Source organism: Savagea faecisuis, assembly GCF_042675605.1.
GTDB lineage: Bacteria > Bacillota > Bacilli > Bacillales_A > Planococcaceae > Savagea > Savagea faecisuis.
Genome location: NZ_JBHTJF010000045.1, coordinates 1 through 13,532, shown reverse-complemented (window position 1 = coordinate 13,532; position 13,532 = coordinate 1). Strand labels below are relative to the sequence as shown.

The window sequence follows — 13,532 nt, the reverse complement described above, 5'->3', positions numbered from 1 at the left end:
TTTGCATGGTTCTGCTTTAAAAGATATTGGGATTGATGAGTTGCTATTTGCTATTACAAACTATCTTCCTGTAAATAATGATAATATTACAGATAACCTATCTGCGTATGTTTATAAGATAGATAGGGATGAAGAATCCCGTAAGATTACTTTCCTAAGAGTATTCAGTGGGAATATAAGGACACGTCAAGATGTTTATATAAATGGCACAGAAGAAACTTTCAAGATAAAAAGTCTGGAATCAATTATGAATGGTGAAATTGTGAAGGTAGATCAGGTTAATAGTGGGGATATTGCTATTATTTCTAATGCTAATTCTCTGAAGATAGGTGATTATATTGGTAAGAAATATGACGGGATTTTAGATATAAAGATAGCCCAACCGGCATTGAGAGCATCAATTAAACCTTGTGATTTAAGCAAAAGAAGCAAACTGATAGAAGCACTATTTGAATTAACTGAAGAAGACCCATTTCTCGATTGTGAAATTAACGGAGATACTGGAGAAATCATATTGAAGCTATTTGGAAATATTCAGATGGAAGTAATCAAATCACTACTTAAAAACAGATATAAAATAGATACTGAATTTGGTGAATTGAAAACAATATATAAAGAACGACCTAAGAGAAACTCTAAAGCAGTAATCCATATAGAGGTTCCACCAAATCCTTATTGGGCATCTATTGGACTGTCAATAGAACCACTACCAATAGGGTCAGGATTATTATATAAGACAGAGGTGTCCTATGGATATTTAAATAATTCATTTCAAAATGCAGTAAAAGATGCTGTAGAGAAGGCTTGTAAAGAAGGGCTTTATGGATGGGAAGTTACAGATTTAAAAATAACTTTTGTCTATGGATTATACTATAGTCCAGTAAGTACACCTTCTGATTTTAGGAATTTAACACCATATGTATTTTGGGAAGCTCTTCGAAAATCAGGAACTGAAATATTAGAACCTTATTTAAAATATACAGTTCAAATTCCAAATGATTTTTGTGGAAGACTTATGAGTGATCTTAGGAAGATGAGAGCTTCTATTGCAGATATAAGGGCTAAGAGAGAAGAGACGACTCTAACCGGCATAATACCTGTTGATGCATCGAAGTCATATCAAGCAGAATTGCTTTCCTACTCAAATGGGAAAGGTATTTTTATTACTGAGCCTTATGGTTATGATATATATAATGGTGAGTCTATAACTAATGATATTAGAAATAATGATAATGATAGTAGCAAAGAAGGACTGAGATATTTATTTCAGAAACAAAGTGAAATTTGAAAGGAGCTTAAGTGCAATTATCAGTTAAATATGGATAAAACCTATATCTATAAAGGTTTTCACCATATGTACAAAAAAATGAACCATGGGATAAACATCAATACGTAAAACAAGAAATGGTGGTAGTATATAACTATGGATACTAAATAAGGTTTTATATATATGCTATAGCAGAGGATGCTTTAAGATCTTAGGAAGAGCTTATTATGTTTTTAGATGATTGGCTTAAACCAAATCGTGTAAACTACTCATTAAATCATTTAACAAAAATATTTAAAGAGGAGCATTCCTGTTAGAAACATTTTCAGGGACTTGAAAACAAAAAAGCCCTCTAGTATGATGCATGAGTGTCAACGGTCATTGACTCAATACATCTACGAGAGGACTCTATCTTATGATATTCTAATACGAATGAAAAAATTAATCAAGTTTCTGAAAATACACTCGTTATCGGTATCGATATCGCCAAACACAAACATTTCGCTTGTGCTGTGTCATACACCTTCTTTTTTTGTTTTTTTTATATTAAAAAATCAATCTTAATTAATTGAAAAGACATAAAAAAGATAATATAAAACTCATGCAATAAAACTAAAGCATAATATAAATTCAATGTATCTTATGATAAAAACCAATGTTAAAAGGGTTCATTCAATGTAAAACTCAATGACATTACAATATGTATATTTAAAAAGTCATTACACATATATTGAATATTCAATGTAAACACATTTAAAAACCAATGTAAAAACACTAACTAATCATTCGATGGATTGTTTTATAAAGCAAAAAACTAGCACAAAAACAAAACCATAAAGACCAAACCGAAACAAAAACTAAGATGAAATATCTGATTATTTATCAAAAAACCGACTTTTAACACTAACAAAAAACCTTTTTAAAAAATTTAAATTTTGTTGAATAAAAAACTCTAATTAGGCATATAGGATAGTGGTCACCAAAAAAGAAAAGTTGTTTATTGCTTGAAAACCGCTAGTATCAAGGCTTCAACACTATTACCTTAAAAAAATAGGCAAAATGAGATAGTTTGAATAAAAAAGCGAACTTTTACTTATCATAAGTTAATAAAAAAAAGGATGTGACAAATATATGAAAAAGAATCTTTGTGATCTAATTAAAGAATTTTTACTGGAAGTTAATGATGAAACTCGATACATATTGTTGTTTAAAAAAGAACCTGTTTTTGTTTTTAACAAATATGATTTTTATAATGGAAAATCATCTACAGTCAAGGAAATGAAATTAACAAAGATTTTGGCATTGTTTTAAAATGCTTCTTAATTGAGAGTATATCATTTCATAATCAATGTTGTTTTGAGGAATCCCAGTCAACTTTACAATGTTATTGAGACTATGATCATTTTTACTTCGATCACAATGATGTACGGTTTTGAATACAACCGTACATGAAGAATCGCTCAACCGAGCGGTTCTTTTTTTGTTGCCGAAAAACATGTACGGTTTCTGTTAAAATAAAAGGAAACTTTACATGGAAAAGGAGCGTTTTTTGATGAAACCGAGAGAAAATGTGCAGCCGTTACGATCGGCCGAAGAAATTCAGCAATTTCGCCAAGCCTTACAAATGAGCCGTACGGCAGAAAGAGATTTGTTGATGTTTGATATGGGCATCAATACAGGGCTTCGCATTAGTGATCTGTTGCCATTGAAGGTAGGCGATGTGCGAGGGAAAACATCGGTCACCATTCGAGAAAAGAAAACAGGCAAGAAACGAACGGTCTTTTTACATATGATCATGCCGGAAATTGCGACGTATACGGAAGGAAAAGAGGAAGAAGCGTATTTATTCGCTTCACAACGGACAGGACAGCCGATTTCAACGACACAGGCCTATCGAGTCTTTCAGAAGGCAGCTGATTTACTTGGGAGAGAAGATGTTGGGACAAATTCCTTGCGGAAAACGTTTGGATATCATTACTATCAGCAGACGAAAGATATTGCGACGTTGATGGTGATCTTTAATCATGCTTCACAGAATGTGACGAAACGATATATTGGAATCGAAGAAGAAGAAATGGCAATGAGCTTGAAGTATTTCAAGTTATAAAAGTAAGGGGGTAGCCATCCGATCTGTTAAGAAAAAAGAGTGAAACGGCAACTTTTAGTCGGTCTATTGAATAGAGGATAGAACAAAGTAGAAGGACGAGGGCGGCGTATTAAAGCCACTGAAAAGAAAATAGGTGTATTGGCAGGTCATATGATAAAAACTGCTGGAGAAAGCGATTGAGAAGCCTTCTGGAGTGATATGACCATAAAAGAAGCAGAAGAGTATGTTTTTGAAATGAAGAACCAATTCATTATGATGATTCTACATTGAACTCACAAGAAAGTTTCAATGTAGAATCCATGTAATTTCTAGGAGCTATTGCTTAAAACCGCAAGGGTATCGTCTATTTTCATGGATCTATTCCATGTATGTTCAATGATAATACAAGGATTTAAAATTAAATAACCTTAATGGATGGCAACTAAATAAGGATTGGCGTGACGGCTCTTTATAAATCTTGTGAAGATTCCGAATCAGTTCAACGAATTTCATGATTTCCGTACACTTCTTCATATACTTCAGTGTATAAATGCTAATCTAACTTAATCTAATTATAATGCATATTAAGTTAGATTCAAATGGACAACAAGAAAAATGCACGATATAAAACAGCCTAAACCCTTGATCTATAAGAGTTTAGGCTGTTTTTCGAATCTGACATATTTGTATTGTGTTAGATTCAGAAGTTTTTTTGAGTACACTTATACCGATGCACTATTTAATAAATTTTACAGTTTAAACTGCTGCACAAGCCCATTCAATTCTTCAGCTAAAGTTGCTAAATCCTTTGAGCTGTTGGCTACTTCTTCCATTGCACTGCTCGCTTGCTCGGATGAAGCAGAAGTTTCTTCAACTCCAGCTGCTGATTGTTCTGTGATTGCCGCTATTTCTTCTATAGAAGCACTCATTTCTTGACTGTTTGCTGCAATATCTGTCAAGTTGTCAGAGATGATACGAATTCGATTGACCATTTCCGTAACGGCTAAACTTATTTTACCAAATGTTTCGCCTGTTATTTCAATTTGGCTTGTTCCTTCTTCAACTTCTTTATAACCATCTTGCAATGAGTCTCTCACTAAACTGGATTCACTTTGAATTCGGTCTACGATATCTGTAATGTTTAGGACTGAAGCGGATGATTGCTCTGCAAGTTTTCTTACTTCATCTGCAACGACAGCAAATCCCTTACCTTGTTCTCCAGCTCGTGCTGCTTCAATCGCCGCATTGAGTGCCAATAAATTTGTTTGACCGGCGATGTCTTGAATGACCGAAACAAGTTCTGAAATTTGTTGAGTGTGCTTGTCCAACCCCTCTACTTTAACAACTGCATCATGAACAATTTGATCAATGACAGCCATTTGTTTTGTAGAAGATGCCATTAATTCGCTTCCTTGGTTTGTCATCTCGAGAACTGAATTTGAGGATTGTTGTATGTATGTTCCATTTTCATTGGCATCCATCACTTTTACGACAAAAGATTCCATTGCAGATGACATGCTACTTGCATTATTCGCTTGGGATTCTGTACCTGTTGCTATATCCTCCATAGTCATTGCAATTTGAGCTGTACCTGCTTTTACTTCATTTGCGGATTGTGTTAACTCTTCACTTTGAGTAGAAACAGTTTCTGCAACACCATTAATTTCATCTAATAAACTATGAGTACTAAAGCTCATTTCATTTGTCGATGTAATTAATTGACCAATTTCATCTCTCAAATTCGTTTCTAAAGGTTTACTGCTTAAATCTCCTCCAGCAATTAGCTCCATTCGATTCATAACGACACGAAGTGGCCTTGAAATTGAATTCGCGGTTATAAAGGCGACAAATAAACTTAGAAGAACGACTAGAATAATTACGCTACTTACAATGAGTAATGTCGTTTTCCCACTTGATAAGATATTTTCTTGCATACTAATAATTTGGTTTTCACGATTTGTAGCTGCCTCACCATAAGCCAACATCAATTCACGTGCAGTGGCGTTCGATTCCATAAGATTATTTAAAGCTACTTCTTTATTCCCGTTCTCATATTCAGTAAATACTTCCTCAACAATAAATTCACGCCATTCAGCAGTCTTTTCAATTAAATCTTTCATCTCTTGACCGATCCCTATTTTTATAATAGATTCCTGATGTATTTCACTGTTTTCTGTATATTGATTAAACAAATCTTTATAACTACTTTCTCCAGTTAAGATAAATCCTCGAGATGTCGCCATTCTATTCCCCATATCTATAGCCAACTGTTCATCTGCAATTAAAAGTGGTAATTCTCTTTCCAAAATTTCTTCCGTCAATTTATTAGAGCTATGTAACGTATTAAAAATATAAGCACCTAATAAAACAATTAAAACAACTACAACAGAAAATCCAAACATCATCTTTGCTCGTATGCTTTTGAACTTAAGCATTTTTCATAACAACTCCATTTCTCTTTTTAATAAAGATACTTCTAAAAATTTCAATATAAAACCCTGAAAACTTTCCACTTTTTATACTTCAATAGGAATTTGGGATTGTTTAATTCCCATTGTTTTATGTAGGTAATAATACTATACCTTATTACTCTCTCACTATTCATCAATATAGTAAATAAACTTGATATTAGAGAGATTGATTATAATGATATATATCAACTTATAAAACAATCTTCTGGAGATGATATAAGTGATTTATTATCTAATCTTACAATTGAAAAGTTTGCGATGTTAGCTTAACTAGTTTAAGAAGAAGAATTGAATTTCTTGTTCAACATGAATTCAAATTGTCTTTGCTGTCTATCAGAAAGTTCATTTTTAATATAACTATCAAGCAACTCACCGATTATTTTATAAATGACACTTTCATTGATAAACGATCCTAATAATTGAATTTCCTCTAAAACTTCTTGAGTAATTTTAATACTTTTACCATTGTTCTTTGTAAGAGCTGCTCTTACAAAAGTTTTTTGATTAGACAGTCGTTCTTGTTGCTTTTTTGAACTCTCCTTTTTTTGAAGAAGGGGGGTTCTTTGATGCAACGAGTAACTGAAGTCCTCATTTTGAATTTTTTTGATAGGTGTAGAAGGTTTTAAAATCTTATTTTTAGTGCTTTTTTTAATCAAGCCTTTGTTTTGAGGTTTATTCATTGTATTTACCATCCTTTTCGAATGATTGTAATTTAATAAGCAGTTCATCAACAACGTCTATAAATAAATTATGTGCATTACGATCATGATGATCATTGTTTTTAATACCAGTAACGTCCCAGGATTTGAGACGTTCTAAATGTTTGACTACAGTATTAAAAACATTAGGTTTTCCAAATACATTTTTAGCATGTTCTAAAATAGAAATGTCTACTCTTCCTCCAGGACGTAAGAGTACAGGGAGAACACCAACTACCTGCAAATCAGCATCGTAAGTATCAACCATGAATTGTAGGTATTTTACATAAGTTTCTGCACCTTCTAGCGACAACTCTTGGGCTTGTAAAATAATAAGTACGTAGTCAGAAGCCATCATGGCGTTATCAGAGTAGTCACTAAGAGTAGGTGGAACATCTATAAAAATATAATCATATTCGCTTTTGATAGGCTGCAATAATTTTTTTAAATATGTAATTTGTTCATATTCATTATCAAAGTTTGTATATAGAAACTTAGGAAGATTTTTAAAAGAGACTTGTGCAGGAATGAAATGCAAAAATTCATTGTCTTTCACAATTGAATCCCTAAGATCACCTTTTTGAAAACCATCGAAAATACTTTTGTTTAACTCTTCAAGACCTAAGGATCGGGCGATTAATGTACTAGCATTACCTTGTGGATCTAAATCTACAAGGAGAATTTTCTTTTTATATTTGAAAGCAAGTTCCCAGCTAGACATCACAGCGACTTTTGTTTTTCCTACACCACCTTTAAAATTACCAACGACAACAGTGATTCCCATTATAAATGACCTCTCTTTTCCGAATAAATTTCTTAATAATATTAACAATAACAATAATTACTACTTTTGTTAAGTAGTAAAAAAAACAATTAAAAGTTTTATATAATTTTGTAAGATAGGCTTCAAGCGGGAGGAATCGAAATTACTACTTTTGTTAGGTGGTAATTAATAAAAATTACTACCTAACAAAAGTAGTAATTTTTGAAAAACTCCGAAAAACGCATGGCTATAGGGTTTACATTTGTTTTAAAATGTGGTCTACTAAAATATAAAGTAAGAAACCACTCTTTATGAAAGAGTGGTTTCTCGAATATCTTTGTTGGCTGGTAACCTGCAAAGATTACATGTTCAAAGTTAGTTGGAGCTAACTTGTATAGAACACAAAAAATATATACATGTTTCATTATACTTAATCATTAATTTATTTCAATAGATTAGGTCAGTTTTTTATAGGCAGGTTACCTTTCACATTGATGTTCGCTCATTAAAAAGGGGTGGACACAGTGACGATATTAAAAGAAATTAAACTTAAGGAAGTTCTGAAGTTAATAATGCATAATGGGCTTACTACATATCGAACTAAAAACTCTAACGCTACTTTTTATAAACGTAATCAAGCTAAGAAGCATGAAACACGTGATAAAAAAGGTGGCGTATTTGTTGTTCGATCTAAAGAGGATTTTACTTCTTCTGGAGTGAAAGGATACATAGCTACATCTCATGAAGCTCTCATCGATGCTGCAGATCACGTGACTCACTTTACTCCTAATGTATATCGGAAATATCAGTATACCGACTCAAACCGTCGTTATGTACATGGTTTTGAAGAAAAAAATCTTCAACAAGTAAATGTTTTTGTAGTAGATATAGATACTAAAAGACATAGTGTGAATGAAATTCTTATGTCTTGTTTAGATGAATCAATTGGAATACCAACGATGATTTTAGAGTCTGATCGAGGTTATCAAGTCTACTTTGCACTAAAGTCACCAATATACATATCTAATAAAAATGAATATCGTAGTTTGAAAGTGGCCAAGAGAATTTCAAACAATATTAAGCGTAGTTTACGATCAGTCGACGCAGACTTACTCTGTAATGATTTTGGCTTTTTCCGTATGCCTAATCAAAAGAATATTGTGTTTTATCAACCAGAATATATTTATTCAGTTGCTGAACTCATTGCTTGGTCACAACGTCAGGACGACAATTTGAATAGATCTTTATTTACGGTACATGTAAGTCATAATCAAAATAAATTAACCGATTCACAATGGTTTCAAGCTCTACTACATACGAAAAGTGTTCGAGGTGCTAAAGGTAAGATTGGTCGAAATAATGTCATGTTCACTTTAGCTTTAGCTTGTTATAGTGACGGGTTATCAGAAAGAGAAACCTATGATTTATTGGATGTATATAATTCGTCTTTAAATGTTTCAATTCCACATGGAGAAGTTCAATCGATTGTTAACTCTGCCTATTCTGGAAAGTATCAAGGGCCAAAATCTGAATATATTAAAGAGCTGCTAGAGATACATGTACCAAAGAGTAAATCTATACCGGTTACTGTGGGAGCGTTAGGATGGTATAAACATAAAAAAGAGCGTGCTGATCGAGTACGTAGTCATTTACACGAATGGGAAGAAGATATTGTCTCCTACATTAAAAAGCGGATAAATCAAGAAAATCCATTCCTACATCTGACACAGAAACAGATGTGTGAAGTAATTGGAATACCACAAAGTACGTTAAATAAGTTATTAAAAGAATCATCAAAGCTGCTTCGCTTTGTAATAGGGAAAGGAAGATCTGCAAAGACTCGTTGGACAACGGTCGAAATTATGATGCAACATCTTATACAACAAAATAAAACATCATCTGAAGCGTTTAAAAAACAGCTGGATAGTTACTTAGAAGAAGTCACTGTTAGAAAAAAAACACCAGCACTTAAACGTTTATTTAGTTATGCCTTAAAATTACTAGATGTTTTTATACAAAAAAACACAAAACCAGGATGATCTTCATTGAAAATAAACGCTCCACTCTGCCTTACATATTTCTACTCTCCTTTTTTATTTGCGTGGCCTAAGTACTGTTTTGAGTATATATCTCTTTTTTTAGGAATATATATTTTTTCACGTGAATACAATAAAGCGATAAATAAAAATGGAGGGGTTATTGTTGAATATTGTTAAAAATGAGCTTTATGAAAACTATTATAGATATGTTGAGGGAATGAGCCAACAGACAAGTTCATTAGCAGCAGGAAGATATTTTTTAAAGTGGTTAGATTATGTGGAATCGTCAGAGGATGTTTTTTTTATAAGGAGTATTGTCGATTATACATTCATGGTTTTGAGTGATTTATATGATAAAGAAGGTATCGATTTAACTGGTGATTTGAATTTCCAATTGGATCAAGAACAAAAGAAACAATTTCAAGAGTTGAAAAAGATGTTAAAGAAATTAGTTTTATTGGAGAGAGATACTATGCGAGGATCTAAAAATATATTTGATGAAAGTATAATTGAATAGTCTATATGAAGATATAAAAATAGGAAGGAGTATTAGTAAGGCCTCTTAGATTCAATGTAGAAAAGAGATTTCGGAAAAGATGATGTTTTATACTTATATTGTGAAAAGTGCTGTAATTAGATTGTAATAGTGTTTTTAAAAGCAAAGTGAATTGAGAAGAAGTAATGCAGTAGGATTAGAAGTAAGTAGATTCAACAAAACAAATTGATTCCAACCAACAAGATGCGAAAACCTCGTGTAGAGACACGAACAAAAAATTGTACATTGTAGAGAAGCTGCAATGGGGGTAAGCGATAGATTGTTGATGGACTCAATTCGCTTCATGCAATTTGTTTCAAGAAAAATATGCGTATACATATAAAATAGCGTCTGATGAGTGAGAGGGTTATGCCGATTGGTAACAAGCGGCATAATCCTTTAAGGTTTTCATGTTTTGAACTTAGATTTTTTAAATTATTATGGAGAGTGAGGGGATGAAAAAGAAATTATCACGATCGGCCAAGAGAAAATTGGCTCGTCAAAAACAATATAAGAAAGAGCAGATCGAGAAGTTTGGGAATGATAATGCAAAATACACAGCTAAAAATTTAATTCGTCAATCGAGTAGAATTGGTTTTTCTAAGAAAGAAATGAAGAGTAAAAATCCAGACCATTTTGGCATTCATAGTAAAGCCACTTATAAAAAGACGATGGGAGAAGTCGGAAGATTCGCTCAATTTGTTAAAGAAGAGTTTGGGATCAACCGATTAAATCAGTTTCGTCAGGAACATGCTGAAGCGTATTTAGATGCAAAAGAGCAGCAAGGATTGACGAAAGGCTCTTTGCAAAATGTCGAAACTGCTTTGATTCATTTGTCGAAAGCAATGGAACGCGATGAGAAGTTCGGAGAACTTCCGCCGTTAATGGCGGATCAACGTCGATATACGAGTTTATCATCTCATCAAGAAATTGAACGTAAACCACGTGCTTACCAAGCAGAGGAAGCAAAAGAAATTATTCAAAGACTCGAAGAAAAAGGGCAAGACACAGCAGCATCGGCTGCATATTTGTCGATGGTGTCGGGTTTACGAGCGGAAGAAGTATGTAGAATCGAACGAAGACATTTTGAGCGACATGAAGATCACTATAAAATTCGTATTGCACGAGATGATCCGAGTTATGTGACGAAAGGTAATCGTTATAGAGAAATTCGAATTGATGCAGAGCATACTTCACGATTAGATGATTTACTAGGGAGATTAGACGAGCGTGAGCGAGTCATTCCACTTGAAAGTTTACAATTGGCGAAAATGGTCGCTGCGGTGAAGCAAGAATATGATATTGCAAGACCGATCATGGCGATGCATGGTTTTCGCCATTTATTTGCGAGAACGAGATTTCAAGATGAAATCAATCATTCACCCAATCACTTAGATGTGATGAATCGTATTCTAGATAATTTATTCGAGGGGAAACGAGCAGATACAGGATTTTCGACTGCAGAAAAAGAACTCTATGAAGAAACGAAAGCAGCGATGGATCGAGTTCATGATGAATTAGGCCATGGACAAAATCGTTTTGATTTGGCCATGCGTTATTTGGATTTGAAATACTAAATATCTATTTTAAGAAGGTTTCTAAGTGCTATTTCAAGAAGGATATTCAGAGCCTAGAAAAATGCTCTGAATAGTTGATATATAAGGGTTTTTAAATAAAAAACAATAGAAAAAGGTGAATTTCAACACTTGAAATTCACCTTTAAGTAATTAGAATTAAATTACTCTTCTTTAGAGTTTTGATTAATATATTGAGCAATCACAGATTGGATAAAATGGCTGCGTGTAATGTTTTCTTCTTTTAAAATTTGATCTAATTTATCCAAATCAACTGGATCGATCCGGACAGTCATATTAATTTTCCGCTGTGGTTTTTTAGGAGGTTGAATTTTCATTGTTTAGAGCTCCTATCGCTGTAATTTTATCAGAAGTTATAATGGCGTTAACTACATCGGTTGCAATAAAAGGATTACTAATATTCGCTTGGTAGACTTGGAATTCATACATTTGTACAATACGATTGCCAACTTGATGTAAATAAGGATCAGATGATTGATTTTCGATTAAAACATCTAGAATCATTTCGATGATGAAATCGTCTGTTAAACCTTCTACATAATCAGTCATAATAGCGTTTCTAGAGAAATACTGTTTTACTTGTTCGACGTATTGATCAACGGTTTTCATATGTAACAACTCCTTTTGTTAAGTATAAATAAATGCAAGGCAAAAAGCAAGGCATAAGCGATTTCAAATAATGAGGTGATTAGAATGGAAAGTATTTTAAAGGAATTGCAGCGACTTGGAGTCAATTATGGTCTACAAACAGATATGATTTTAGAAGGTACTGTAGCAAGAGATGTTGTGATTGGCTTTCGGATTTATACGATGAATCCAGAGGTAGTTAACTTATTAGAACCTTTAGTTGAACCAGGTAAAGTTTATCGATTTATGATTAATGATGTAGTTTCAGGCTATTATTTGCATTTGAACAAGGAGGATCCTCTTTGGAAATTTTATAATGCTTCTTAATTTGAATATGGATATTTTAAGAAATAAATTAACATTTTTAAAAATATGTATTTATTTCACATTATGATACATTACTTAGTAATATTGAGATGGAGGAATTATAATGAAAAAGATATATGCTTGTTTAGTTGGTGAATGGGTTTGTTTAAACGATGATCCTGAATGTAAAATGGGTGGTAATTTGAAATCACCTTCAATTTGGTGGGAAGAGAATGCTGAAGTATGGTCACCTATAAATAGAGATAAAGATTTAGAGCATAGTGTTTATGGACTAGATTATGTTCATATTTATTATAAAGGTAAAGATTATAGAATAAACCCTATTTTTATACAAGTAGTTACAGGATAATTTAGATATGAAAAAAATACAAATAAAGGAGAGTTACGAATGAAAATTATTAATATAGGAATATTAGCCCATGTTGATGCAGGAAAAACAACTGTTACAGAAGGTTTATTATACAAAGGTGGGGCAATTAATAAGATTGGAAGAGTCGATAATGGTACAACGATAACGGACTCGATGGAACTTGAAAGAGATAGGGGGATAACTATACGAGCATCTACAGTTTCATTTAATTACAATGATACAAAGCTAAATATCATAGATACCCCTGGGCATATGGATTTTATAGCTGAAGTTGAACGAACACTGAGAGTATTAGATGGAGCTGTTTTAGTAATTTCAGCAAAAGAGGGAATACAAGTTCAAACGAAAGTGATTTTTAATACCTTAGTGAAATTAAATATTCCAACCCTTATATTTGTGAATAAAATAGATCGAAAGGGAGTATATTTGGATGAAATATACACTCAAATACAGGAGAAATTAACTTCTAATCTTGCAATAATGCAATCAGTTAAAATAAAAGATAAAGGTGATTTTGAATTGACAAATGTAAGGGATGATAAAGTAATTCAAAGTCAAATAATAGAGAAGTTACTGGATATAAATGATTATCTAGCAGAAAAATATATAAATGGCGATGTCATTACAGAAAAAGAGTATGATAATGTATTTCTGGATGAGGTAAATAGTTGCAATCTTTATCCTGTTTTGCATGGTTCTGCTTTAAAAGATATTGGGATTGATGAGTTGCTATTTGCTATTACAAACTATCTTC

The 13,532-nt window shown here is 32.7% G+C and carries 13 protein-coding genes; 8 read left to right on the top strand and 5 right to left on the bottom strand.

Features of this window, described 5'->3' with window-relative positions; all coding sequences use genetic code 11:
* On the top strand, positions 1 to 1,288 hold a 1,288-nt coding region (locus ACFQ0V_RS13140; protein WP_381014425.1), incomplete at its 5' end, for an EF-Tu/IF-2/RF-3 family GTPase.
* Between the two features lie 1,531 nt (positions 1,289 to 2,819).
* The gene (locus ACFQ0V_RS13135; RefSeq protein WP_194563807.1) at positions 2,820 to 3,374 is read left to right on the top strand and encodes a tyrosine-type recombinase/integrase; all 555 of its coding nucleotides are present in this window, start codon (positions 2,820 to 2,822) and stop codon (positions 3,372 to 3,374) included.
* Between the two features lie 728 nt (positions 3,375 to 4,102).
* Here the strand turns inward: ACFQ0V_RS13135 and ACFQ0V_RS13130 are convergent.
* The 3 genes from ACFQ0V_RS13130 to ACFQ0V_RS13120 all read right to left on the bottom strand — a co-directional run bounded on the left by ACFQ0V_RS13130 (position 4,103) and on the right by ACFQ0V_RS13120 (position 7,306).
* The gene (locus tag ACFQ0V_RS13130) at positions 4,103 to 5,788 is read right to left on the bottom strand and encodes a methyl-accepting chemotaxis protein (RefSeq protein ID WP_381014423.1); all 1,686 of its coding nucleotides are present in this window, start codon (positions 5,786 to 5,788) and stop codon (positions 4,103 to 4,105) included.
* Between the two features lie 311 nt (positions 5,789 to 6,099).
* Complete coding sequence (locus ACFQ0V_RS13125; RefSeq protein ID WP_381014421.1) at positions 6,100 to 6,504, bottom strand: hypothetical protein; 405 nt, start codon at positions 6,502 to 6,504, stop codon at positions 6,100 to 6,102.
* The gene (locus ACFQ0V_RS13120) at positions 6,497 to 7,306 is read right to left on the bottom strand and encodes an AAA family ATPase (RefSeq protein ID WP_381014419.1); all 810 of its coding nucleotides are present in this window, start codon (positions 7,304 to 7,306) and stop codon (positions 6,497 to 6,499) included. Before ACFQ0V_RS13120 ends, ACFQ0V_RS13125 begins: the two co-directional genes overlap by 8 nt.
* A 503-nt stretch (positions 7,307 to 7,809) precedes the next feature.
* Here ACFQ0V_RS13120 and ACFQ0V_RS13115 point away from each other — a divergent pair.
* The 3 genes from ACFQ0V_RS13115 (at position 7,810) to ACFQ0V_RS13105 (ending at position 11,436) form a co-directional block, all read left to right on the top strand.
* Positions 7,810 to 9,324 (top strand): primase C-terminal domain-containing protein, encoded by a 1,515-nt coding sequence (locus tag ACFQ0V_RS13115; RefSeq protein WP_381014417.1) that lies wholly within the window; start codon positions 7,810 to 7,812, stop codon positions 9,322 to 9,324.
* Positions 9,325 to 9,487: 163 nt separating this feature from the next.
* Positions 9,488 to 9,841, top strand: coding sequence for a hypothetical protein (locus ACFQ0V_RS13110; protein WP_381014415.1), 354 nt, complete (start codon positions 9,488 to 9,490; stop codon positions 9,839 to 9,841).
* A 473-nt stretch (positions 9,842 to 10,314) separates the two neighbouring features.
* Positions 10,315 to 11,436 carry a hypothetical protein gene (locus ACFQ0V_RS13105; protein WP_381014414.1) on the top strand — a complete coding sequence of 374 codons (1,122 nt, stop codon included), beginning with the start codon at positions 10,315 to 10,317 and terminating at the stop codon, positions 11,434 to 11,436.
* Positions 11,437 to 11,597: 161 nt separating this feature from the next.
* On the opposite strand, the gene ACFQ0V_RS13100 is transcribed toward ACFQ0V_RS13105, so the two are convergent.
* Both ACFQ0V_RS13100 and ACFQ0V_RS13095 read right to left on the bottom strand, forming a co-directional pair.
* Positions 11,598 to 11,771 (bottom strand): hypothetical protein, encoded by a 174-nt coding sequence (locus ACFQ0V_RS13100; protein ID WP_381014412.1) that lies wholly within the window; start codon positions 11,769 to 11,771, stop codon positions 11,598 to 11,600.
* Positions 11,752 to 12,063: a hypothetical protein gene (locus ACFQ0V_RS13095; RefSeq protein WP_381014410.1), complete on the bottom strand. Its 312-nt coding sequence runs from the start codon at positions 12,061 to 12,063 to the stop codon at positions 11,752 to 11,754. Before ACFQ0V_RS13095 ends, ACFQ0V_RS13100 begins: the two co-directional genes overlap by 20 nt.
* A gap of 84 nt (positions 12,064 to 12,147) precedes the next feature.
* On the opposite strand from ACFQ0V_RS13095, the gene ACFQ0V_RS13090 reads away from it, so the two are divergent.
* From ACFQ0V_RS13090 to ACFQ0V_RS13080, 3 genes are all read left to right on the top strand, one after another.
* Positions 12,148 to 12,408, top strand: coding sequence for a hypothetical protein (locus tag ACFQ0V_RS13090; RefSeq protein WP_381014409.1), 261 nt, complete (start codon positions 12,148 to 12,150; stop codon positions 12,406 to 12,408).
* Between the two features lie 103 nt (positions 12,409 to 12,511).
* Entirely contained in the window at positions 12,512 to 12,757 is a 246-nt protein-coding gene (locus ACFQ0V_RS13085; protein WP_381014407.1) for a hypothetical protein, read from the top strand.
* A 39-nt stretch (positions 12,758 to 12,796) separates the two neighbouring features.
* Positions 12,797 to 13,532 (top strand): GTP-binding protein (locus ACFQ0V_RS13080; RefSeq protein ID WP_381014405.1); only part of this gene is annotated, 736 nt, incomplete at its 3' end.